Source organism: Mycobacterium sp. NPDC048908, assembly GCF_043197955.1.
In the GTDB taxonomy this organism is placed as follows: Bacteria; Actinomycetota; Actinomycetes; order Mycobacteriales; family Mycobacteriaceae; genus Mycobacterium.
In genome coordinates, this window is record NZ_JBICUE010000002.1 from 502,098 (window position 1) to 525,038 (window position 22,941).

24 protein-coding genes, 1 pseudogene and 1 riboswitch are annotated in these 22,941 nt (G+C 65.8%); of the genes and pseudogenes, 14 read left to right on the forward strand and 11 right to left on the reverse strand.

The window, feature by feature from the left end; all coding sequences use genetic code 11:
- The first annotated feature begins 4 nt into the window (after window positions 1-4).
- Window positions 5-1,228: an NADP-dependent isocitrate dehydrogenase gene (locus ACGFK1_RS07015; protein ID WP_393427511.1), complete on the forward strand. Its 1,224-nt coding sequence runs from the start codon at window positions 5-7 to the stop codon at window positions 1,226-1,228.
- Here the strand turns inward: ACGFK1_RS07015 and ACGFK1_RS07020 are convergent.
- Complete coding sequence (locus ACGFK1_RS07020; RefSeq protein WP_393427512.1) at window positions 1,221-2,051, reverse strand: alpha/beta fold hydrolase; 831 nt, start codon at window positions 2,049-2,051, stop codon at window positions 1,221-1,223. The genes ACGFK1_RS07015 and ACGFK1_RS07020 overlap by 8 nt on opposite strands.
- 61 nt (window positions 2,052-2,112) lie before the next feature.
- Here ACGFK1_RS07020 and ACGFK1_RS07025 point away from each other — a divergent pair, with 61 nt between their 5' ends.
- From ACGFK1_RS07025 to yhjD, 3 genes are all read left to right on the forward strand, one after another.
- On the forward strand, window positions 2,113-2,928 hold the full coding sequence (locus ACGFK1_RS07025) for an exodeoxyribonuclease III (protein WP_393427513.1): 816 nt from the start codon (window positions 2,113-2,115) through the stop codon (window positions 2,926-2,928).
- A 69-nt stretch (window positions 2,929-2,997) separates the two neighbouring features.
- Window positions 2,998-4,011, forward strand: coding sequence for a tryptophan--tRNA ligase (trpS, locus tag ACGFK1_RS07030; protein WP_393427514.1), 1,014 nt, complete (start codon window positions 2,998-3,000; stop codon window positions 4,009-4,011).
- Window positions 4,012-4,039: 28 nt separating this feature from the next.
- Window positions 4,040-5,068 (forward strand): inner membrane protein YhjD, encoded by a 1,029-nt coding sequence (yhjD, locus tag ACGFK1_RS07035; protein WP_393427877.1) that lies wholly within the window; start codon window positions 4,040-4,042, stop codon window positions 5,066-5,068.
- Here the strand turns inward: yhjD and ACGFK1_RS07040 are convergent.
- Entirely contained in the window at window positions 5,065-5,772 is a 708-nt protein-coding gene (locus ACGFK1_RS07040; RefSeq protein WP_393427515.1) for a helix-turn-helix transcriptional regulator, read from the reverse strand. The genes yhjD and ACGFK1_RS07040 overlap by 4 nt on opposite strands.
- Before the next feature lie 82 nt (window positions 5,773-5,854).
- Between ACGFK1_RS07040 and ACGFK1_RS07045 the strand changes: the two genes are divergently transcribed.
- A complete protein-coding gene (locus tag ACGFK1_RS07045) occupies window positions 5,855-6,274 on the forward strand; it encodes a hypothetical protein (RefSeq protein ID WP_393427516.1) in 420 nt (139 codons plus the stop codon).
- Here ACGFK1_RS07045 and ACGFK1_RS07050 read toward each other — a convergent pair.
- From ACGFK1_RS07050 to ACGFK1_RS07065, 4 genes are all read right to left on the reverse strand, one after another.
- On the reverse strand, window positions 6,267-6,581 hold the full coding sequence (locus ACGFK1_RS07050; protein WP_393427517.1) for a DMT family transporter: 315 nt from the start codon (window positions 6,579-6,581) through the stop codon (window positions 6,267-6,269). The genes ACGFK1_RS07045 and ACGFK1_RS07050 overlap by 8 nt on opposite strands.
- Window positions 6,582-6,594: 13 nt before the next feature.
- Window positions 6,595-6,658, reverse strand: a riboswitch (guanidine-III (ykkC-III) riboswitch).
- A gap of 39 nt (window positions 6,659-6,697) precedes the next feature.
- Window positions 6,698-7,858: a D-alanyl-D-alanine carboxypeptidase family protein gene (locus tag ACGFK1_RS07055; protein ID WP_393427878.1), complete on the reverse strand. Its 1,161-nt coding sequence runs from the start codon at window positions 7,856-7,858 to the stop codon at window positions 6,698-6,700.
- Between the two features lie 236 nt (window positions 7,859-8,094).
- On the reverse strand, window positions 8,095-9,480 hold the full coding sequence (locus tag ACGFK1_RS07060) for an aspartate aminotransferase family protein (protein ID WP_393427518.1): 1,386 nt from the start codon (window positions 9,478-9,480) through the stop codon (window positions 8,095-8,097).
- Window positions 9,477-9,998, reverse strand: coding sequence for an Lrp/AsnC family transcriptional regulator (locus ACGFK1_RS07065; RefSeq protein ID WP_393427519.1), 522 nt, complete (start codon window positions 9,996-9,998; stop codon window positions 9,477-9,479). Before ACGFK1_RS07065 ends, ACGFK1_RS07060 begins: the two co-directional genes overlap by 4 nt.
- A 122-nt stretch (window positions 9,999-10,120) precedes the next feature.
- Here ACGFK1_RS07065 and ACGFK1_RS07070 point away from each other — a divergent pair, with 122 nt between their 5' ends.
- The 7 genes from ACGFK1_RS07070 to ACGFK1_RS07100 all read left to right on the forward strand — a co-directional run bounded on the left by ACGFK1_RS07070 (window position 10,121) and on the right by ACGFK1_RS07100 (window position 17,480).
- Complete coding sequence (locus ACGFK1_RS07070; protein WP_393427520.1) at window positions 10,121-11,626, forward strand: gamma-aminobutyraldehyde dehydrogenase; 1,506 nt, start codon at window positions 10,121-10,123, stop codon at window positions 11,624-11,626.
- Window positions 11,627-11,670: 44 nt separating this feature from the next.
- On the forward strand, window positions 11,671-12,348 hold the full coding sequence (locus tag ACGFK1_RS07075) for a TetR/AcrR family transcriptional regulator (protein WP_393427521.1): 678 nt from the start codon (window positions 11,671-11,673) through the stop codon (window positions 12,346-12,348).
- A gap of 153 nt (window positions 12,349-12,501) precedes the next feature.
- Entirely contained in the window at window positions 12,502-13,359 is an 858-nt protein-coding gene (locus ACGFK1_RS07080) for an ABC transporter substrate-binding protein (protein WP_393427522.1), read from the forward strand.
- Window positions 13,360-13,372: 13 nt separating this feature from the next.
- The gene (locus ACGFK1_RS07085) at window positions 13,373-14,158 is read left to right on the forward strand and encodes an amino acid ABC transporter permease (RefSeq protein ID WP_393427523.1); all 786 of its coding nucleotides are present in this window, start codon (window positions 13,373-13,375) and stop codon (window positions 14,156-14,158) included.
- Window positions 14,155-14,958 (forward strand): amino acid ABC transporter ATP-binding protein, encoded by an 804-nt coding sequence (locus tag ACGFK1_RS07090; RefSeq protein ID WP_393427524.1) that lies wholly within the window; start codon window positions 14,155-14,157, stop codon window positions 14,956-14,958. Before ACGFK1_RS07085 ends, ACGFK1_RS07090 begins: the two co-directional genes overlap by 4 nt.
- A gap of 17 nt (window positions 14,959-14,975) precedes the next feature.
- Window positions 14,976-16,565, forward strand: a complete 1,590-nt coding sequence (locus ACGFK1_RS07095; RefSeq protein WP_393427525.1) for a gamma-glutamyltransferase family protein — start codon at window positions 14,976-14,978, stop codon at window positions 16,563-16,565.
- 9 nt (window positions 16,566-16,574) lie between these two features.
- Entirely contained in the window at window positions 16,575-17,480 is a 906-nt protein-coding gene (locus tag ACGFK1_RS07100) for a sigma-70 family RNA polymerase sigma factor (protein WP_393427526.1), read from the forward strand.
- Here the strand turns inward: ACGFK1_RS07100 and ACGFK1_RS07105 are convergent.
- The 5 genes and pseudogenes from ACGFK1_RS07105 to sdhC all read right to left on the reverse strand — a co-directional run.
- Window positions 17,449-18,108 (reverse strand): annotated as a pseudogene (locus ACGFK1_RS07105) (carboxymuconolactone decarboxylase family protein); the annotation flags it as partial. The gene ACGFK1_RS07100 and the pseudogene ACGFK1_RS07105 sit on opposite strands and share 32 nt — an antisense overlap.
- 71 nt (window positions 18,109-18,179) lie before the next feature.
- Window positions 18,180-18,956 carry a succinate dehydrogenase iron-sulfur subunit gene (locus ACGFK1_RS07110; RefSeq protein ID WP_393427527.1) on the reverse strand — a complete coding sequence of 259 codons (777 nt, stop codon included), beginning with the start codon at window positions 18,954-18,956 and terminating at the stop codon, window positions 18,180-18,182.
- A gap of 1 nt (window position 18,957) precedes the next feature.
- The gene (gene sdhA / locus ACGFK1_RS07115) at window positions 18,958-20,712 is read right to left on the reverse strand and encodes a succinate dehydrogenase flavoprotein subunit (RefSeq protein WP_393427528.1); all 1,755 of its coding nucleotides are present in this window, start codon (window positions 20,710-20,712) and stop codon (window positions 18,958-18,960) included.
- Between the two features lie 24 nt (window positions 20,713-20,736).
- Entirely contained in the window at window positions 20,737-21,234 is a 498-nt protein-coding gene (locus ACGFK1_RS07120; protein ID WP_393427529.1) for a succinate dehydrogenase hydrophobic membrane anchor subunit, read from the reverse strand.
- Window positions 21,231-21,659, reverse strand: a complete 429-nt coding sequence (gene sdhC, locus ACGFK1_RS07125) for a succinate dehydrogenase, cytochrome b556 subunit (protein WP_393427530.1) — start codon at window positions 21,657-21,659, stop codon at window positions 21,231-21,233. The genes ACGFK1_RS07120 and sdhC overlap by 4 nt, the downstream gene beginning before the upstream one ends.
- Window positions 21,660-21,903: 244 nt before the next feature.
- Here sdhC and ACGFK1_RS07130 point away from each other — a divergent pair, with 244 nt between their 5' ends.
- Window positions 21,904-22,329: a cytidine deaminase gene (locus tag ACGFK1_RS07130; protein WP_393427531.1), complete on the forward strand. Its 426-nt coding sequence runs from the start codon at window positions 21,904-21,906 to the stop codon at window positions 22,327-22,329.
- Window positions 22,330-22,409: 80 nt separating this feature from the next.
- A complete protein-coding gene (locus tag ACGFK1_RS07135) occupies window positions 22,410-22,898 on the forward strand; it encodes a DUF2231 domain-containing protein (protein WP_393427532.1) in 489 nt (162 codons plus the stop codon).
- The last annotated feature ends 43 nt before the right edge of the window (window positions 22,899-22,941 follow it).

Sequence of the window (22,941 nt, forward strand, 5' to 3'; positions counted from 1 at the left end):
CCGGATGTCCAAGATCAAGGTCGAAGGCACCGTCGTAGAACTCGACGGGGATGAGATGACCCGAGTCATCTGGAAGATGATCAAGGACAAGCTCATCCTGCCTCACCTCGACGTCAACCTGGACTACTACGACCTCGGCATCGAACATCGCGACCAGACCGACGATCAGGTCACCATCGACGCGGCCGAGGCCATCAAGCGCCACGGGGTGGGGGTGAAATGCGCGACGATCACGCCCGACGAGGCCCGTGTCAAGGAGTTCAACCTCAAACAGATGTGGTTGTCGCCCAACGGCACTATCCGAAACATCCTGGGCGGCACGATTTTCCGGGCGCCGATCGTGATCAAGAACGTGCCCCGGCTGGTGCCGGGCTGGACCAAGCCGATCGTGATCGGCAGGCATGCGTTCGGCGACCAGTACCGTGCCGACAACTTCAAGGTCGACAAGCCGGGCACGTTCACCGTCAGCTTCACGCCGGACGACGGCAGTGAGCCCATCGTGCACGACGTCGTGCACATCCCCGAGGGCGGCGGCGTGATGATGGGGATGTACAACTTCCGCAAGTCGATCCAGGACTTCGCCCGCTCATCGTTCAACTATGCGCTGCAACAGAAATACCCGGTCTATCTGTCGACCAAGAACACCATCCTCAAGGGCTACGACGGCTTGTTCAAGGACGAGTTCGCCCGCATCTTCGACGAGGAGTACAAGGACCAGTTCGACGCCCGGGGCCTGACCTATGAGCACCGGCTGATCGACGACATGGTCGCATCCTGCCTGAAATGGGAGGGCGGCTACGTCTGGGCGTGTAAGAACTACGACGGCGACGTGCAGTCCGACCTGGTCGCCCAGGGCTACGGCTCGCTGGGCCTGATGACGTCGGTGTTGTTGACGCCCGACGGCAAGACCGTGGAGGCCGAGGCCGCACACGGCACCGTCACCCGGCACTTCCGGCAGTACCAGCAGGGCAAGCCCACGTCCACCAACCCGATCGCGTCGATCTTCGCGTGGACCCGCGGGCTGGCGCACCGCGGCAAGCTGGACGAAACGCCCGACGTGGTCATGTTCGCAAATGCGTTGGAGGAAAGCGTGATCAGCACCGTCGAAGGCGGCAAGATGACGAAGGACCTTGCGCTGCTGATCGGCGAGGGTCAGCCGTGGCAGACCAGCGAGGAGTTCCTCGACACCGTCGCCGCCGACTTCAAGAAGTCGCTCGACGCTAGCTGATGGCCTTGCGCGGCGGCGACGCGTAGCGGTCGACGAAGCTGACGATCAGATCGGCGACGCGCTGCGGTGCTTCGAACATCGGGATATGTCCGACGCCGTCCAGGTGCGTTATCTGGGTGCTCTGCGGCAGGTGCGTGGTGAAGTGCTTGGTGAACCGTGGGTGCGGCAGCACGTGGTCCTTCTCGCAGATCACCAGATGGGTCGGCGTGGCGGCCTCGGCCAGTTCCATCAGACCGGGCAACAGCAGCGACTTCACCAACAGCTGGTAGTACGCCGGGCAATGGGTGACGTCGTCGATGATGTCGTGCCAGTCCTCGTCGCTGAGGCGGTCGGGGCGCGCACTGATCGGCACGTAGGCGACCTGGCGGACATACGGCAACTTGAGGGCACGCTGGCCCAGCATCCTGGCGGTCAGCCACACCGGAAAGCCGGCCAGGAATTTGAAGACGATCTCGAATTTGGCGGGTGTGAAGTGTCTCCAGCCGCCCGCGGGTGCGATGCCGGTCAGCGTGCGGGCGCGGCCGCGGCGCTCCAACTCGAACGCAACCCAGCCGCCGAGCGAATTGCCGACGACGTGGGCGGTATCCCAGCCAAGGGCATCCATCCGGCGCTCCATGTCGTCGGCCAACTCGGCGGTGTCGAGGAAGAATCTGCCCTTGACGCCGCCGTTGTGGCCCGGCATGGTCGGTGCGAGGACCTGGTAGCGACCGGTGTCAGCAATCAGCGGGGCAACGCCTTTCCACACGCTCTGCGACATCATGAACGGATGTAGCAAAAGCATGGGCTCGCCGGAGCCGAGGTGAATCGGTGCGCGCTCGGTCATGTGCCCGACGATAAAGGTGATACCGGCGGTATCGCAAGCCGGTCGGCTACCGTCAGCCCTCGTGATCGTCACCACCATCAATGTCAACGGCGTCCGCGCCGCGATGAGGCAGCGCTCGCAGAACAACCCGGGCATGCTGCCCTGGCTGGCCGAAACAAAGGCCGATGTGGTGTGCCTGCAGGAGACGCGGGCCGACGACGACCAGCTCGCGGCGGCGCTGGGTCCGGCGCTGTCCGGCGGCTGGCATCTGGCGGCGGCGAGCGGAGATGTCAAGGGCCGCAACGGCGTTGCGGTGCTCAGCCGGCATCCGATCAAGGAGGTTCGCGATCTGGGAGTGGTGGGGGCACCCCCGTCGCCAGGGGGAGAGTTCGCGCTGCACGGCAGGTATCTGGAGGTGGATATCGACGGGCTGACCGTCTCGAGCGTCTACGTGCAGACCGGCGAGGCGGGCACCGACCGGCAACTCGAAAAGGAGCGCTTCATGGCGGCGCTGGCGCACCGGATGGCGGCGCTGACCGACCGCGACGCCGTCGTCTGCGGCGACTGGAACATCGCCCACACCACCAACGACATCAAGAACTGGAAAGGCAACGTCAAGAAGTCGGGCTTCCTGCCCGCCGAACGGCAGTGGCTCACCGACCTTTTGGCTTCCGGCTGGGTCGACGTGGTCCGCGTGCTTCACCCGGACGTGGCCGGGCCGTACTCGTGGTGGTCGTGGCGGGGCAGGGCGTTCGACAACGATGCCGGTTGGCGCATCGACTATCAACTGGCGACCCGCGGGCTCGCGGCGCGCGCGAGTGCCGCGCGGGTGGAACGAGCGGCGGAGTACGCGCTGCGGTGGTCGGACCACGCGCCGGTGACCGTCGAATATTCGTGATGTGTGTGCGTCCCGTCGCACAGGGCGCCGAATGATCCGCTGGGTCGGGCGTGCGAAAATCGACTCATCATGAGCAACGCGCGCCCCGTCGTCTTCTCCGGTGTCCAGCCCACATCTGATTCCCTGCATCTGGGCAACGCGCTGGGGGCGATCAAGCAGTGGCTCGGCATGCAGGACGACTACGACGCGTTCTTCTGCGTGGTGGACCTGCACGCGATCACCATCCCGCAGGATCCCGAGCAGTTGCGGCGGCGCACACTGGTGACGGCCGCCCAGTATTTGGCGCTTGGCATCGACCCCGCGCGCAGCACCATCTTCGTGCAGAGCCATGTGCCCGCGCACGCTGAACTTGCCTGGGCGCTGGGCTGTTTCACCGGCTTCGGGCAGGCATCGCGGATGACGCAGTTCAAGGACAAGTCGCAGAAGGAAGGCAGCGAAGCCACCACGGTCGGGCTGTTCACCTATCCGGTGCTGATGGCCGCTGACGTTCTGCTCTACGACACCGACCTGGTTCCGGTCGGCGAGGACCAGCGCCAGCACCTGGAGTTGGCGCGCGACGTCGCGCAGCGGTTCAACGCGCGGTTCCCCGATACCTTCGTGGTGCCCGACGTGCTGATACAGAAGGCCACCGCCAAGATCTACGACCTGCAGGACCCCACGGCGAAGATGAGTAAGTCGGCGGCCACCGAGGCCGGCCTGATCAGCCTGCTCGACGACCCGAAGGCGACGGCCAAGAAGATCCGCTCCGCGGTCACCGACAGCGAGCGGGAGGTCCGGTTCGACCAGGCCGCCAAGCCGGGGGTGTCGAACCTGCTCACCATTCAGTCCGCGGTCACCGGTATCGAGGTCGACAAGCTCGTCCAGGGTTACGCCGGTCGTGGCTACGGCGACCTGAAGGCCGACACTGCGGAGGCCGTCGTCGAGTTCGTCACGCCGATCAAGGCGCGCGTCGACGAACTGCTCGCCGATCCCGCCGAACTCGAGTCGGTGCTCGCGGCCGGTGCGCAACGCGCCAGGGATGTGTCTGCGAAGACCCTCACGCGGGTATACGACCGGTTAGGGTTCTTAGCGCCACGCGCGTAACGCTTTCGGGGAGGCTCGGATGGGAAATCTGGAAGAGCCGGCCGAGGACAAACCCGGGATCCTGGATCGTCTGCGGGCCCGGTATTCCTGGTTTGACCACGTGATCCGGGCGCAGCAGCGCTATCAGGACAGCAAGGGCGACTTCTACGCCGCGGGCATCACCTACTTCACCGTGTTCGCGTTGTTCCCGATGCTGATGATGGCGTTCGCGATCGGCGGTTTCGTCCTTGCCAGCCAGCCCGACCTGCTCGCCGAGATCGAGGACAAGATCAAGTCGACTGTGTCGGGCGGCTTCTCCCAGCAGCTGGTCAAGTTGATGCAGTCGGCCATCGAGTCGCGCACCTCGGTTGGCATCATCGGATTGGCCACCGCCGCATGGGCGGGGCTGGGCTGGATGGCGAACCTGCGTGAGGCGCTCACCCAAATGTGGGGCCTGATGCGCCACGAACCCCCCGGTTTCATCCGTACCAAGTTGTCCGACCTCGTCGCCATCGTGGGCTTGTTCGTCGCGATCGTCATCACCATCGCGCTGACTGCGTTGGGTAGTAAAAACGTGATGCGCCATGTGTTGGAATGGCTTGGTGTGCAAGATGTTCCGGGTGTGGGTTTGGCGCTACGGGTGGCGTCGCTGCTGGCGTCGATCCTGATCTCGTGGGTGCTGTTCATGTGGATCATCGCGAGGTTGCCTCGGGAGCAGGTGACCTTTCGCAGCGCGATGCGGGCCGCACTGCTCGCGGCGGCGGCTTTCGAGATCTTCAAGCAGGTGGGCTCGATCTATCTTCGGTCGGTGGTGACGGGTCCGGCGGGTGCGACGTTCGGCCCGGTGTTGGGCTTGATGGTGTTCGCCTACATCACCGCGCGCCTGATCCTGTTCTCGACCGCGTGGGCCGCAACGTCGGCTGAAAACCTCGTCGAAGAGCCGATCGAGCCGCCCGCGCCTGCCCAGATCATTCCCCGTGTGCAGTTCCGCGAGGGCCTCGGGGTGGGTGGCGCGTTGGCCGCTGTGGCCGCGGGAGCGCTTGGCGCGCTGGGCTTCTCGCGGCTACGCCGACACTAGCCCTCGCGCGTCTCAGTGAGCACCACGCAGCAACGGTCGGGCGCCGGATCCAGTTCGGCGACCGGGCCGTGTGGTCCCAGCGCACTGGCGAGCCCGTCGATCAGGGCATGGTTCATCTGGCAGACGAGTGCGGTCTGCGCCCGCGCGAGCGCGTGAAACGGGCAGTTGGTCATGGCGACTCGACCGTCGTGATGGCGGGGTTCGTAGCCGTTCTCGGCCAGCGTTTTCACGGCCAGGCCGAGTGCCGCACTGACGGTAGGCGGGAAGTGCTCACCAACTGCCGCGTCGCCGAGTCGCCGGCCGTAGCTGCGGGCCAGACGGTGCAGCGCCGCCATGACGGGTGTCCCCGTTTCGGTTGACTCGGCGATCGCGTCGGCCATCAACCTGCCGGCGAGTTCGTACTCGCGGTCGGGAAGACAGACGGCGATCTCGCGGTCGGCGCGTCGATACAGCTTCGCGGGCCGGCCCGCCCCGGGGCCGGTGCGGCCGCTCACTCGGGCATAGCGGGAGTCCAGCAGTCCGTCGCGTTCCAGGCGGTCGAGGTGAAACTTCGCCTGGTGCGGCGCAAGGCCAAGCGCGTCCGCCGCGAGTTCGCGGGTGACCGGATCGGGCTGGGCGCAGACGAACGAATAGAGGCGTCGCCGCAACGGATCGGACAGCGCGCCGATGCCCGCGGCGTCGCGTTCGGCGAAGGGGAGGTGCACCCTTCTAACGTACAAGACTATTGACGATAGAAGTCCCCGGTTCTAACGTGAGGAATATTATCCGTTAGAAAGGAATGGACCCATGGCCACCGCTGCCTATGTCGATCGCTCTCGCCTCACCGACCCCTCCTACCAGGCGTTTCTGCTGCTGCGCACGGTCTTCACGGTCGCGCCGATCTTGTTCGGCCTCGACAAGTTCTTCAACGTGATGACCGACTGGCCGAAGTACCTCGCCCCATGGATCGACGGGATTCTGCCCGGATCCGCCGCCACCGCGATGTACATCGTCGGCGTGATAGAGATCCTCGCGGGAATCCTGGTCGCCGTCGCTCCCCGGATCGGCGCCTATGTGGTCGCCTTGTGGCTGGCCGGGATCATCGTCGATCTGCTGACGGGGCCGGGGTTCTATGACGTCGCGCTGCGCGACTTCGGCCTGTTGATCGGCGCGTTGGCGCTCGGCCGTCTCGCGGACGCACAGCACGCGCCGCGGTCGATCAGCTGATCACCTTCAGCCCGACCACGCAGCCGACGATGCCGGCGATCAGCAGGAGCTTGATCGCCGAGGCGCTCTCCTGGCCCGTGAGAATCGCGTAGCCGACCGTGAGTGCGGCGCCGATACCGACCCAGACCGCATAGCTCGTGCCGGGCGGCAGGCTGCGCATCGCGATCGCCAGACCGGCCATTGAAAAGAACAGTGCGACAACGAAAATCACCGATGGACCGAGTCGACTGAAACCGTCGGACCGACTCAGCGCCGTAGCCCACACGGCTTCCAGCACACCCGATACCACCAGAATCGGCCACGCCATTGCATACCTCCGCATAGCGTCGTCTTGTCGCTGGCCGGGTACGTCGCTCCTCGTCCGGTGTCACTTGTTGACCATGTCGACGGTAGCAAATGTGCCGAGCGCCGCAGGTCAGGGCATTAGTGCTGCGGGCGTCGGTTCAGCGACCGTGCGCCAAGGATCAACCCGAACACGATGATGGCCCCCACGATGCCAACGCCGACCCGCACCGGCATCGCGTCGATGTCGGGCAGCGGCGTCGACGCTCGGGCCGCCGCAGGGTTGCCTGCGGCCGTCGGTTCGGGCGCGAGCAACGAAGGATCGGGTTCGATCAGCGTGCCGACCTTGGTGCCCGGCGCCGTCGCGAAGCCGTAGTCCAGTAGGTGCGCCGCCTGTTCCCATGGGGCGATCGGCTGGCGAGTGCCCTTGAGTAGCACCGCCATTAGTCGTCGACCGTCGTGATTGGCCGCGCCGACGAAGGTTTGGCCCGCATCGTCGGTGTAGCCGGTCTTGCCGCCCATCGCGCCGGGGTAGTTGTAGAGCAGTTGGTTGTCGTTCTCGACGGGGTAGCCGGCGTCGCCGCGGCCGGGAAAGTCGAAGCTGCGGCTCGCCACGATGTCGGTGAAAACCGGGTTGTGCCATGCATATCGATAGAACAAGCCGATGTCGTAGGCCGACGTGCTCATGCCAGGCCCGTCCAGACCCGACGGGGTTGCGGCACGAGTGTCGCGGCCGCCCAGCTTGTTTGCCAAGTCGTTGATCTTCTGCACGGCCGTGTCCATGCCGCCGAGTTGCATGGCCAGTGCGTGCGCCGTGTCGTTGCCGGAGTGCATCAACAGCCCGTGCAGCAGGTCGTTGATCGAGTAGAAGCCGTTCTCGCCGACCCCGACCTTGGTGCCCTCGGCATTGGCATCGTCTTGGGTGCCCGCCACGACTTTGTGGATGGGCAGGTCCCTGATCGCCTGCATCGCGATCAGCACCTTGATGATGCTCGCGGGGCGGTGCCTGCCGTGCGGGTCACGTGCGGCGATGACGTCGCCGGTGTCGATGTCGGCGACCAACCATGCCTCCGCCGAAATGTCCTCGGGCACCGGCGGCGTGCCGGGGGCGGTGATGATGCCGCAGCCCGACAGCGCGTCCCCGCCGAGGGGCTTGGCGGGCACGGGTAGCGGCGCGGGCGGATCGCCCGCCTCCGGGACCTCGGAGGAGTCGACGGCAGGCGGCGTTGTCTCCCGGTACGGGCACACCGGGGCCGCCTCGGGTTCGGCGACTGCCACCGCCGGACCTGCCGTCAGCAACATCGCGACTGCCAAAGCTGCGGCACGCGAAAACACGACTCGGTAGTTCGCCATCGTGAGCGCAGATTAGGCGGTGTACCGCCGCGGAGCGTGGAGGCGCGCTGTGACTTGTGTGAATGGAGTTGCAAATGTGACTAGACGCAGCGCCGAAACTGGGCCCCCGCGTGCTACGGGAGATTCCAGCGGGCCTCTTCTCGAACTTTGGCTGCTGGAATACCGTTTCGGCGGGGGAGAGGCGCCTAGAGGCGGCGGCCGGCTTCCTCCAGCACGCCGTGCAGGATCTCGTAGATGGCGTCGAATTCCTTCTGTCCGCTGATCAGCGGCGGCGCCAACTGCACGACTGGGTCGCCGCGGTCATCGGCGCGGCAGTACAGTCCGGCCTCGAACAGCGCAGGGGTGAGGAAGCCACGCAACAGGCGCTCGGACTCCTCGTCGTTGAACGTCTCCTTGGTGGTCTTGTCCTTGACCAGTTCGATGCCGTAGAAGAAGCCCTCACCGCGAACATCGCCGACGATCGGCAGGTCGTAGAGCTTCTCCAGAGTCGCGCGGAACGCGGGCGCGGTCTCCTTGACGTGGTCGTTGAGGCCTTCGCGTTCGAAGATGTCGAGGTTGGCCAGCGCCACCGCGCTCGACACCGGGTGTCCGCCGAACGTGTAGCCGTGGGCGAAGGTGGTCTTGCCGTCGTTGAACGGCTCGAACAGCCGGTCGGAGGCGATCATCGCGCCGATCGGCGAGTAGCCCGACGTCAAACCCTTTGCGCACGTGATGATGTCGGGCACATAGCCGAAGTCGTCGCAGGCGAACATCGAGCCGATGCGGCCGTAGGCGCAGATGACTTCGTCGGAGACCAGCAGCACGTCGTATTCGTCGCAGATCTCGCGGACCCGCTCGAAGTATCCCGGTGGCGGCGGGAAGCAGCCACCGGCGTTCTGCACCGGTTCGAGGAACACCGCGGCCACGGTGTCGGGGCCCTCGAACTCGATGGCCTCGGCGATGCGGTCCGCGCAGTACTGCCCAAACGCCTTGGCGTCGTGGGCGTATGGCTCGGGCGCGCGGTAGAAGTTGGTGTTCGGCGCGCGGAAGCCGCCAGGCGTCAACGGCTCGAACGGCGCCTTGAACGCCGGCAGGCCGGTGATGGCCAGCGCGCCCTGCGGCGTACCGTGGTAGGCGATCGACCGCGAAACCACCTTGTGCTTACCGGGTTTGCCGGTCAGCTTGAAGTAGTTCTTGGCCAGCTTCCACGCCGATTCGACGGCCTCGCCGCCGCCGGTGGTGAAGAACACCCGGTTGAGATCACCGGGTGCATAGCCTGCGATTCGCTCGGACAGTTCGATCGCGGTGGGCGTGGCATACGACCACAGCGGGAAGAACGACAGCGTCTCGGCCTGTTTGGCTGCGGCCTCGGCGAGTTCCTTGCGGCCGTGGCCGACCTGAACGACGAAAAGCCCTGACAGACCGTCGATGTAACGCTTGCCCTTGTCGTCGAAGATGTGTACGCCTTCACCGCGGGTGATGATCGGCGGGGTGATGCCTTCGCCATGCCGCGCGAAGTGGCCCCACAGGTGACGGGAGGCTTTGGCACCGAGGTCGGTCGTAACGTCTTGTGTGATATCGGTAGTTGTCATCTTGTACCCCAATTGTATTGCTGTTTAACAAGTCTCAAGTAAACGAGCGTCTCTGTGGATATCACTCCCGGCAATGCACGAATTTGAGTATTCAGTAAGTCGAGTAGGTCGTCGTCGTCCTCGCAGACCACCTCGACGATGGCGTCGAACGAGCCTGCGGTCAGCACCACGTAGTCGACCGATTCGATGGTGGCCAGCTTCTCGGCCACCCGGGTGGTGTCCCCGGTGCAGCGGATGCCGATCATCGCCTGGCGGGCGAAGCCCAGCTGCATCGGATCGGTGACGGCGACGATCTGCATGACGCCCGCGTCGACCATGCGCTGCACGCGCTGGCGCACCGCGGCCTCCGACAGCCCGACCGCCTTGCCGATGCCGGCATATGACCTGCGGCCGTCCTGCTGCAGCTTCTCGATGATCTGCTTGGACAGCTCGTCGAGTTGGAAGGCCGCGCCTGGTCGGGACTGGTTGACGCGGAACGAGACAGGGCCCATCGGTTGCGCAGCACCCGCGTTAGCCATGCCTGAGATTGTGCACGGAATCCGTCGTCACAAGCAACCGTGACTATGAATTCCCTCGTTTGGAGGGCCTCGCGCGCAAGGAATGCGTAGCCGAGCCCTTCGGCGTCGGCTAGCGTTGGGCCATGACTCTGGTTTCTTCCAAGACCGTAGCCACCAGCGGGGCAGGCAGCTGGATCGATGGCGGCCCGGTGGTCACCAGCGGCGGCTCGCACCAGGTGATCAACCCGGCAACCGGTGGGCCCACGGCCGAATACGCGTTGGCCGACCCCGCCGATGTGGACCGCGCGGTGGCGTCCGCCCGCGCCGCCCTCTCCGGATGGGCGACGGCGACACCCGCGGATCGGTCGGCTGTCCTGGCCAAGCTCGCGAAGCTGGCCGATGATCACGCTGACGACCTGGTGGCCGAGGAGGTCAGCCAGACCGGCAAGCCGGTGCGGTTGGCGGCAGAGTTTGACGTGCCCGGCAGTGTGGACAACATCGACTTCTTCGCAGGCGCGGCCCGTCACCTGGAAGGCAAGGCCACCGCGGAGTACTCCGGTGATCACACGTCGAGCATCCGGCGGGAGGCCGTGGGTGTCGTCGGCACCATCACACCCTGGAACTACCCACTGCAGATGGCGGTGTGGAAAGTGTTGCCTGCGTTGGCCGCAGGCTGCACCGTGGTGATCAAGCCGTGTGAGCTCACCCCGTTGACCACGCTGACCTTGGCCCGGTTGGCCAGCGAGGCCGGACTGCCCGACGGCGTGATGAACGTGGTCACCGGCGCCGGTTTTGATGTCGGCACCGCGCTGGCCGGACACCGCGACGTCGACGTGGTGACCTTCACCGGGTCCACGGCGGTGGGCCGCAAGGTGATGGCCGCCGCGGCGGTGCACGGGCATCGGGTGCAACTGGAACTCGGCGGCAAGGCGCCGTTCGTGGTGTTCGACGACGCGGATCTGGACGCCGCGATCCAGGGCGCGGTGGCCGGTTCCCTGATCAACACCGGGCAGGACTGCACCGCCGCGACCAGGGCGATCGTGGCCCGCGAGGTCTACGACGACTTCGTCGCGGGGGTGGCCGAGGTGATGAGCAAGGTGGCCGTCGGCGACCCTCATGACGCCGACACCGATCTCGGCCCGCTGATCAGCGCGGCACACCGCGAGAAGGTGGCGGGCATGGTGGCGCGCGCACCTGACGAGGGCGGCCGCATCGTCACTGGCGGTGCCGCCCCGGACCGGCCGGGATCCTTCTATCTGCCGACGCTGATCGCCGATGTGTCCGAGCAGTCGGAGGTCTACCGCGACGAGATCTTCGGGCCGGTGCTGACCGTACGGTCCTTCACCGATGACGACGACGCGATCAGGCAGGCCAACGACACCGAGTACGGTTTGGCGGCCTCGGCGTGGACCCGCGACGTGTACCGCGCTCAGCGTGCGTCGCGCGAGATCAAGGCCGGCTGCGTGTGGATCAACGACCACATTCCGATCATCAGCGAGATGCCGCACGGCGGCCTCGGCGCCTCAGGCTTCGGCAAGGACATGAGCGACTACTCGCTCGAGGAGTACCTGACCATCAAACACGTGATGAGCGATATCACCGGCGTCGCCGACAAGGATTGGCACCGAACGATTTTCACCAAACGCTAAGGCGGTTCCCCGGCTGCGGATCGGTTCGGTGACACAATCGAGCCGTGAAGTACGGGCAGGGCTGGCAGCCGCCAGCCGTCGACTGGGCGTCGACAAGGGGCCGCATCCTGCTTGCGGCGTCGGGGTTGTTCGCCCAGCGCGGCTACTTCGGCACCTCCACCCGTGATATCGCCGACGCGGTGCAGATCAGGCAGCCGTCGCTGTTCCATCACTTCGAGGCCAAGCACGAAATCTTCCGAACCCTGGTCGAATTGGACCTGGGCCCGTCGATCGACCGGGTCCGCAGTCGCATCGCCGAGGATTCGACATGGGCGGCGAAACTGCACCTGACGATCGCCTGCGATGTGCGTGAGGCGCTGGTCCAGCCATTCGATGCCCGCGGGCTGTATCAGGATGCCGTGCTCGGCCTCGACGAGTTCGCCGATGAGCGCACCGGCATCGCGCTCTTTCACGAGTTGATCGAGCATCTGATCTCGCGCGGTCGCGAGGCAGGCGAGTTCGTGGTGTTCGAGCCGAGCTTCGTGCAGCGCGCGGTGAACGGCGTGCTGTTCGAAACCGTCCGAGAGCAGGGCGGTCCCGGCGGCCGGATCAGGGCGCATCGGCCCATGCAGGCCGCCGATTTCGTGGTGCGGGCCTTACTCGTCGATGAGGCTCGCCTCGATGAAATTCGCCGGGTCACCCAGCATCGGCTGGGCGAACTCGAGGCCGCAGCAACACGCTGACCAGCGCTCGAGCCGTTAAATCTGTGCAACAAACCAGACGAAATTGCCCCGAACACTGGCCTATCGGCCGATAGGCGCCTATCGTCTGATAGGTCACGATGTGGTGAGCGTCACTGCGACGCGTCGTCGGATCGCTCGAGTCCAGGAGGAACCGTGAAGAAGTCCGCCCTTGCCCGTGTCATCCTCGGCGCCGTCGCCCTCGCCGTCGCCCTGTCCGGCTGTTCGTCGTCATCCGATCAGGCGGCATCCACCAGCACCGGACCCGCCAAGGTCGCGCCGCCTGCGATCCTGCAGGCGGGCACGCTGAAGATCTGCACGGAAAACGACGGCACACCGCCGAGCGTCTACTTCGACCAAACCGGTGCGCTGGTGGGTAGCGAGGTCGATCTCGGTAAGGCCATCGCGGGCAAGCTCAATCTGACCCCGCAGTACGTGCAGTCCGCGTTCGCCGCCGTGATCCCGACCCTGCAGGCCAAGCAATGCGACGTGATCATGGCGCAGTTGTACATCAAGCCGGAGCGGGAACAGGTCGTCGACTTCGTGCCCTACATCTGGTCGGGCACCGGAATCGCGGTATCCAAAGAACACCCCGTCGCCATCACCGGGATGGACGACAGCCTGTGCGGCAAGAAGGTGATCGTGGCCGTCGCGACCACCGCGGAATCGTTGTCACAGGAACAGTCCGACAAGTGCACGGCAGCAGGCAAACAGGGCGTCGACATCACCCGCAACAGCCACGCCGACGTCTCCATCCAGCAGGTGCAGAACGGTCAGGTCGACGCCTACCTCGACACCGCGGAATCGCTCGGCTACTACGCGACCAAGACCGGCGCGCAGATTCAGCTGGCCGGGCAGCCCTTCGGCACGATCAAGATCGGTGCCGCCACGCTGAAGGGAAACACCGAGTTGCACAACGCAATCCAGGATGCGCTCAACCAGCTCGAGGCTGACGGCACCTACGACAAGATCCTCGCGCAGTGGGGTCAGACGGACCTGAGCATCAAGAAGTGATCGGACGACTCTGATGCGCTTCGACTGGCAATTCTTCTGGAAGAGTCTGGTAACGCCCAGCCCGCCATTCGTCGACGGGCTGGTGCTCACCATCGTGATCTCGGTGGTGGCGATGATTCTGGCGACGGTGCTTGGCCTCGTGGTCGCCCTGATGCGGCGGTCACGGTTCACCGGATTGCGTTGGTGTGCAAGCGTTTACATCTGGGTTATCCGCGGAACGCCGTTGCTGGTGCAGCTGGTGCTGATCTATACCGGGCTGGCCGCCGTCGGCCTCTACCAGTTCCACGACGTATCGCTCGTCGGCCTGTCGGTCAAGGCCGCGGTGCAGGCGGCGATCCTCGGGTTGATGATCAACGAGAGCGCCTACATCGCCGAAATCATCCGGGCCGGTCTGGATTCCGTGCCGAAGGGTCAGTTCGAGGCGGCGGCGTCCATCGGCATGAAACCCGGAAAGGTGATGCGGTGGATCATCGTGCCGCAGTCGCTGCGCGTCATGGTGCCGCCGCTCGGTAACTCCTTCAACGGCATGATGAAGACGACATCGGTGCTCTCGGTGATCGGGGTCAGCGAGATGTTCCTGGTGACGCAGTCGATCAGCTCGTACACCTTCCACACGTTCGAGATCTTCATCGTCGCGGCGATCTACTACCTCGCACTCACCACGATCTGGACGTTCATCCAGGCCAACATCGAGAACCGGCTGGCCCGCCAACTCGGCATCGAGCAGCGGGTCAGGATCACCCAGCGGCTCCTCGGCGCCCGTCGCGCTGCGGCCCCTGCCCTTCAGGTGCACGGATGACCACGAACGCGAAGGAGTCGACCATGAGTGCCACCACGGAGTCGACGGCGCCCGTCGTCTCGGTCCGGCGGGCATCCTGCACCCTGGGTGGACGCAAGGTGCTCGACGAGGTCTCGCTGGACGTGATGCGGGGGCAGGTCGTCGTCCTCATCGGCCCGTCAGGTGCGGGCAAGACCACGTTGCTGCGGTCGCTGAACCACCTCGAACCCATCGACAGCGGCGAGATCCTGATCGGCGGGGTACCGATCGGTCACCGTGACAACGCGAGCAAGAAGAAGGTCAGCACCAGCGAACTCGCCCGCCGCCGCCGCGAAATAGGCTTTGTATTCCAGCATTTCAACCTGTTCCCACACATGACGGCCGCCGAGAACGTGTGGAACGGTCCGGTCCGGGTGCTCGGGACGCCGAAGGAGAAGGCGCGTCAGGACGCACTGGCCCTGTTGGCGCGGGTCGGCCTTGCGGACAAGGCCGAATCCAGGCCCAGCCAGTTGTCGGGTGGCCAGCAACAACGGGTGGCGATCGCGCGGGCGCTGGCGATGCGACCGAAGGTCATGCTCTTCGACGAGCCGACCAGTGCGCTGGACGTCGAGATGGTCGGCGAGGTGCTCGCGGTGATGCGCGAACTCGCGAAGGAGAACATGACGATGATCGTCGTGACCCACGAGATGCGGTTCGCCCGCGAGGTGGCGGATCGCATCGTGGTGATGGATGCCGGCCGGATCATCGAGGACGCCCCGCCTGACCAATTGTTCGGCCACCCACAGCACGAGCGAACCAGGGCGTTTCTGTCCACCATCTAGCAAGGAGCCTTTCCCACGTGTCCAGCCCGTCGACGTCGTTCACCGGAGCGCTCGCCAGCCCTCACTCGTTGGCGACCGACGCCGGAATGCGCGCATACCGCGACGGCGGCAACGCAATTGACGCGGCCATCGCCGCCGCAGCGGTGCTCACCGTCGTGTATCCGCACAACGTCGCGCTCGGCGGTGATCTCATCGCGCTGGTGCGCACTCCTGATGGCGCGGTCCAATGTGTCAACGCATCCGGTTGGGCAGGCGCTGCCACCGATGTCGCGGGTCTGCGGGCGCGACACGGCGGCTGGTTGCCCGCGCGTGGTGCCGACGCGGTGACGGTGCCCGGCGGCATCCGCGGCTGGGAGACGTTGCGGCGCTTCGGTGCTCGGCTGTCGTGGGAGCACACCTTGCGTGCGGCCGAAGCGACCGCCAGGGCCGGCGTCGCGGTGGCGCCGTCATTGGCCGGTCACATCGCCGACGCCGAAAACGCCGACTTGCACGGCAGCGAGGATTTCGACCGGGTCTTTCGGCCCCACGGTCATTGCCTGCAAGCCGGCGACGCCTTCGTGCAGCCCGCGCTGGCAGATTCGTTCGAGGAACTGCGGGACGCGGGTCCGGACGTCTTCTATCAGGGTGCACTCGCCGAGGAGTCGGTCCGATATCTGCGGTCGCACGGTTCCGCGCTGACCGTCGACGACTTCGCCGCGTTCCAGCCCGAGACGGTGGCTCCGATCTCGGTGGACTTCGACGGCGTGACGGTGCTGACAAGCCCGCCCAACACTCACGGATTCCTGCTGCTGCGCGCCCTGCGCGCGGTGGAGGAATTGGGCATCACCGACCCGCTCGGTGAGGGACTCGGCGCGTTGATGCGTGTCTTCCACCGCGGCAACGCGTTACGCGCGTCGGAGTTGGCCGATCCGCGGCACGTCGACGTGGACGTCGAGGCGCTGGTGCACAAGGGGCTCGACGAGGTGGCCGACATCGGAGCGCCGCAGCCTGGTCCGGCGCGGGTGCCGAACGGCGACACGGTCGGGGTGGCCGCGGCCGACGGTGACGGCTACGCGGTGTCGCTGATTCAGAGCGTGTATCACGCGTTCGGATCGGGTCTGATCGACCCCGGCACCGGAATTCTGTTTCACAACCGGGGCACGAGCTTCTCGTTGGACGACGCCTCGCCGAACGTCATAGCGCCGGGCAAGCGGCCCGCCCACACCCTGATGCCGGTGATGACGACCGATGATCGGCGCCGACCGCGGCACGTGCTGGCGACGATGGGTGGGCAGGGCCAGCCGCAGATCCTCGCGCAGGTGCTGCTGCGTGCGCTCGCGGGAGCGGCCGCACAGGCCGCGGTCAGCGCGCCCCGCGCCGTCGTCGGCCTCCAGGTGGACGGCGGCACAAGCGATTCGGTGTTCGCCGAAGCTGATCTGCGGCCCGAGGCGGTGACCTCCATCGAGCGCGCAGGCTTGGTCCCGGCGAAGGTCGATGCGCACACCGAAAATCTCGGCCAGACCAACGTCGTATTCGTCGATGGCAGCGGTTCGATGACCGCGGCATCGGATCCCCGGTCGGACGGCGCTGCGGTCGTCGCGCACTACCCGCGTTTCACCAAGCCATAAACTCGTCACATGACCGCAAGCACGCGGGTCGACGAGTTCGAGGAGTTGCGTCCGCACCTGCTGGCCGTCGCGTATCGGCTCACCGGCACCGTCGCCGACGCCGAGGACGTCGTGCAGGATGCGTGGCTGCGGTGGGACGGCGCATCGGAGACCGTCAACGATCTGCGGGCGTGGCTGACCACGGTGGTGAGCCGGCTGGCCCTGGACCGGTTGCGCTCGGCCGCCAAGCGGCGCGAAACCTATGTCGGCGAGTGGCTGCCGGAACCGGTGGTCACCGGCTTCGACGGCAACGACCCGCTGGCCGCGGTGGTGGCCGCCGACGATGCCAGGTTCGCGGCGATGGTGGTGCTCGAGCGACTGACGCCGGATCAGCGGGTCGCGTTCGTCCTGCACGACGGCTTCGGCGTGCCGTTCACCGAGATCGCGTCGGTGCTCAGCGTCAGCGATGCCTCGGCCCGGCAGTTGGCTTCGCGCGCCAGGCGGGCGGTGGCATCCGCGCCGCCTCCGGTGGCCGACGAGGCCCACAACGAGGTGGCCGGCTCACTGATGGCGGCGCTGGCCGCAGGCGACATGGACGCCGTTGTGCGCCTGCTCCATCCGGATGTCACGTTCACGGGTGACTCCAACGGCAAGTCGCCGACCGCGGCCAGGGTCATCCGCGGACCCGACAAAGTCGCGAGGTTCTTGTTCGGCCTGGCGCACAGGTACGGGCCGAACTGGTTGGCTGGCGGCCAGATGGCCTTGATCAACGGTCAGGTCGGCACCTACACCGAAGGCGCCCCGGCCCGCGAGGGCTATCCCGCGTTGATGCCCCGCATCACCGCGATGTCGGTGCGCGACGGAAAGGTCTGCGCCATCTGGGATGTCGCGAACCCGGACAAGTTCACTGCGTCGCCGCTTGCTGATCGTCGGTAAGCCACGGCACCCGGCACGCGTCACCGGAATTGAAGCCCTGCTCGGTGATGCCCAGCGCCGAGTACATCCGCGCGCGCATGTTCTCCACACCGATCTGATACGTCAACTCGATCACCCCGTCGTCGCCGAAGCGCCTCTGGAGGTCGGCGACCTGTTCGTCGGTGACGGTGTGCGGATCGGTCGTCATCGCGTCGGCGTAGGCGATGGCGGCGCGCTCGTCGTCGGTGTAGCGCGGTGACGTCGCATAGTCATCGATGTCTTTGAGCCGGTCGACGTCCAGGCCGTCGAGCCGCTGCAGCATGGCGCCGAAGTCGACGCACCACGAGCAGCCGATCGTGCGGGCGGTCCAGAACACCGCGAGCTCGCGAACGTTCTTGGGCAGCTTCTTGGATCCCGAGTCGAGCAGCGTCTCGTGCACGGCGTTGGCCACCAGCAGGCGCGGATGGTGCGCCGCGACGGTGAACGGTTCGGGCACCTCGCCGAACCGGCGCCGGGCCACCCGGTACATGACGCGGGTCAGCAGGCCGGCCTGCTTGGGCGGGACGGGAGCGATGCGGGTTTTCTGGTGGTTTTCGGTCATACCCGTTAGACGAGACAGCCTGCCGATGTGTGACGCCGCCCCCGAGCGACCGTGTTTGTCCGCGACACGCCGCACAAAGTTGGCATTTCGAGGTCGCTCGCCGCCGAGCGCCGAAACCACTAACGCGCGAACATGAGCGCGCGCTTCACCTCCTGGATGGCCTGCGTCACCTGGATGCCGCGCGGGCAGGACTCCGTGCAGTTGAACGTGGTCCGGCAGCGCCACACGCCGTCGACCTCGTTGAGGATGTCCAGACGCTCGGCGGCGCCCTCGTCGCGGCTGTCGAAGATGAACCGGTGCGCGTTGACGATGGCGGCAGGCCCGAAGTACGAACCCTCGCTCCAGTACACCGGGCAACTGGTGGTGCAGCACGCGCACAGGATGCACTTGGTGGTGTCGTCGTAGCGCATCCGGTCGGTCTGGCTCTGAATGCGTTCGCGGGTCGGGGGATTGCCGCTGGTGATCAGGAACGGCTTGACGGCACGGTAGGCGTCGAAGAACGGCTCCATGTTGACCACCAAATCCTTCTCGACGGGCAGCCCGCGGATCGGCTCGATGGTGATGGTGAGCTGCTTGCCCGGCTTCTTCGGCAGCATGTCGCGCATGAGGACCTTGCACGCCAACCGGTTCACGCCGTTGATCCGCATTGCGTCGGAGCCGCATACGCCGTGTGCACACGACCGCCGGAACGTCAGCGTGCCGTCCAGATACCACTTCACGTAGTGCAGCAGGTTGAGCAGCCGGTCGGTGGGCAGGCACGGGACGCGGAAGCTCTGCCAACCGGCGGCGTCAGGGGCCTCCGGGTTGAAGCGGGCGATCTTCAGGGTGACCATCACCGCGCCCTCGGGCACCGGCGGTGCGGCGCCCTCGGTGGTGTCGACAGCTGGTGCGCTCATCTCAGTACTTCCGTTCCATCGGCTCGTACCGCGTCATCACCACCGGCTTGTAGTCCAGCCGGATGTCGGACAGCAGGTCGCTGCCCTCCTTGTAGGCCATGGTGTGCCGCATGTAGTTGGTGTCGTCACGGTTGGGGTAGTCCTCGCGGGCGTGGCCGCCGCGGGATTCCTTGCGGTTCAACGCACCGACGACCGTCACCTCGGCGAGCTCGAGCAGGAAGCCGAGCTCGATCGCCTCCAGCAGATCGCTGTTGTAGCGTTTGCCCTTGTCGTGCACGGAGATCCGGGCGTACCGCTCCTTGAGCGCGTGGATGTCGGTCAATGCTTGTTTCAGCGTCTCCTCGGTGCGGAACACCGCGGCGTTGTTGTCCATCGACTGCTGCAGCGCGGTGCGGATGTCGGCGACGCGTTCGTTGCCGTGCTCGGACAGGATGTCGCCCACCCAACCGACCACCATGCCCGCCGGATCGGACGGCAGATCGACGTGGTCATGGCTCAGTGCGTAATTCGACGCGGCGATGCCCGCCCGGCGCCCGAAAACGTTGATGTCCAACAGCGAATTGGTGCCAAGACGGTTGGCGCCGTGAACTGACACGCAGGCACATTCACCGGCCGCGTAGAGACCCGGCAGCGGGGTGGTGTTGTCGCGCAACACCTGACCGCTCACGGTCGTCGGGATCCCGCCCATCACGTAGTGACACGTCGGGTAGACCGGCACCAGTTCCTTGACGGGATCGACGCCCAGATAGGTGCGGGCGAACTCGGTGATGTCGGGCAGCTTGGTGTTCAGCACGTCCTCGCCGAGGTGGCGGACGTCAATGTAGACGTAGTCCTTGTGCGGTCCGGCGCCGCGGCCCTCGAGCACCTCGCGGACCATCGAACGGGCCACGATGTCGCGGGGCGCCAGGTCCTTGATCGTCGGGGCGTAGCGCTCCATGAACCGCTCACCCTCGTCGTTGAGCAGGATGCCGCCCTCGCCGCGGACCGCCTCGGAGATCAGAATGCCAAGGCCCGCAAGGCCTGTCGGATGGAACTGGTGAAACTCCATGTCCTCCAACGGGAGTCCCTTGCGGAACACGATGCCGAGCCCATCGCCGGTCAGCGTGTGCGCGTTCGACGTGGTCTTGTACATCCGGCCGGAGCCGCCGGTGGCCAGCACGATGGCCTTTGCGTGGAACACGTGGATGTCACCGGTCGCCAGCTCATAAGCGATCACGCCGGTCGCGACGGGGCCCGCTGCGGTCTCGGTCAGCGCCAGGTCCAGCGCGTAGAACTCGTTGAAGAACTGGACATCGTGTTTGACGCAGTTTTGGTACAGCGTCTGCAGGATCATGTGGCCCGTGCGGTCGGCGGCGTAACAGGCCCGGCGCACGGGTGCCTTACCGTGGTCGCGGGTGTGGCCGCCGAACCGGCGCTGATCGATGCGGCCCTCGGGGGTGCGGTTGAACGGCATGCCCATCTTCTCGAGGTCCAGCACCGCGTCGATGGCTTCCCTGCACATGATCTCGACCGCGTCCTGGTCGGCGAGGTAGTCGCCGCCCTTGACCGTGTCGAAGGTGTGCCACTCCCAGTTGTCCTCTTCGACGTTGGCCAGCGCCGCGCACATGCCACCCTGCGCCGCGCCGGTGTGGCTGCGGGTCGGGTAGAGCTTGGTCAGCACCGCGGTGCGGGCCCGCGGTCCGGCCTCCACTGCCGCGCGCATACCTGCGCCGCCTGCGCCGACGATGACGACGTCGTAGCGATGTTCTTGAATCATGAGGAGCTCATTTTCCTTTTGACGTCACGAGACGTTTGCGTCGAAGGTCACCAACACATAGGTGCCCAGCACCAGCGTGAAGCCGGTCACCAGCAACAACAGCGAGTTCAAATAGAACTTGGTGATGTTCTTGCGGGCATAGTCGCCGATGATGGTGCGCATGCCGTTGGCGCCGTGCACCATCGCCAGCCACAGCAGGGCCATGTCCCAGATCTGCCAGAACGGCGATGCCCAGCGCTGCGCCACGTAGTTGAAGTCGATCCGGTACACGCCGTTGTCCCAGATCAGCCCGATGAACAGGTGGCCCAGTGCCAGCACGACAAGGGCGACGCCGGAGAACCGCATGAACAGCCAGGCGTACTTCTCGAAGTACGGGATGCCCCTCGGGCGACGCGGCGCTCTCGGGTGGTCCAGGCTGGCCGGCCGGTCGTGCTCCTTCTCCTGGACGGGAGCCAACCGACCCTCGCGGTGGTGCGGGGTCCACTGGGCTCCCGCGGCGTCTCCCGATGCTGTTTCTGTCATAGGAATCGCTCCACCATGTGCATGCCGATAACGCCGAGCACGGGGATCATCACCGCGAGCCACACGCCCGCGACGATCCACAACATCAGCCGCTGGTAGCGCGGACCGTGCTGCCAGAAGTCGATGAGGATGACCCGGATTCCGTTGAGGGCGTGGTAAAGCACCGCCGCGACGAGGCCGATCTCCATCAAGCCGACGATCGGCGTCTTGTAGGTGTTGATGACGTCGTTGTAGGCCTCCGGGCTGACCCGCACGAGCGCGGTGTCCAGCACGTGCACCAGCAGGAAGAAGAAGATGGTGGCCCCGGTGATGCGGTGCAACACCCAGGACCACATGCCTGGGTCACCGCGGTAGAGGGAACGTCTGCGCGACGGTTGCGGTAGCGGGGCCGGCACTGCCGGGCCGGCGGATGTCGCAGTACTCATCTGGCCTCCAACGCCATCGGTGGACGCTTGGGCATCGGAGCCGCACCGGCGGCGATATCCGGCTCGGCTGAGAAGAACCTGCCCAAACCTCGGGGCGACTCTAAACCCAGTTGTACAGCTAAACGAACTACGGTTTAGCCGTCTACATGGTCAAAAACGTGAAACTTAGGGTTACCTATTCCGAACCGCCGTGAATGGCGGCCGGTTTCGGAATGCATTCAGAATCGACGCCTGCGAGGTTGGCATGACATCCGAAGTCGACTGGAAGATGTTGCGGCACAAGGCAACTGAGATTTCTGCGCACGCCTATGCGCCGTATTCGGGGTTCGCCGTCGGCGCGGCCGCGTTGGTCGACGACCACCGGCTGGTGGCCGGCTGCAATGTGGAAAATGTCTCATATGGCCTAGGTCTCTGTGCCGAGTGCGCTGTGGTTTGCGCACTGCATTCCAGCGGAGGCGGCAGGCTGGTGGCGCTGTCGTGCGTGGACGCGACGGGCGAGGTGCTGATGCCGTGCGGGCGCTGTCGGCAGGTGCTTCTCGAGCACGGCGGGCCCGAACTGCTGATCGATCATCCGCTTGGCCCTCGGCCGTTGAGCGTGTTGCTTCCCGACGCGTTCGGGCCGCAGGACCTCGCCCGCGTCAACGAACCCGCGCACGAAGAAACGCCGTGACCGGCTCCGCATTCAACCCGTTTGAGGCGGCCGCACCCGGGTAGCCCCGAGCTGTCCCGCATGTGTGTGAGGAGGCTGCGATGACAAGTCGGGCAAAGCTTGCAGGGCATCCGGTGCACCCGATGTTGATCACCTACCCAGTGGGTTTGCTGACCACCGCCGTCGTGTTCGACATCATCTATCTGATCAATGACAGGCCCGGATTCACCGTGGCCGCCGCGTATGCGATCGCTGCGGGCATCATCGGTGGCCTTCTCGCGGCGCCGTTCGGGTTGATCGATTACCTGAAGATCCCTGCCGACACCCGCGCGAAGCGGATCGGGTTGTTACACGGGCTGATCAACGTCGTCGTGCTCGTGCTGTTCGCCGTCAGTTGGCTGCTGCGGCTGAACGCAGGCGGTTGGGAGCCCAAACCGCTGGCGCTGGCCTGCAGCTTCGTCGGGGTGGTGGTGGCCAGCGTCGGAGCGTGGCTTGGCGGTGAACTGGTGGACCGCTTGGCGATCGGCATCGACGAGGGTGCCCACCCCGATGCGCCGAGTTCGTTGAGCCACAAGCACGTGAGCGCGTAGCGCCACCGGCGCGCGACCCGTCACCGGTAACGTAACGCCGGTG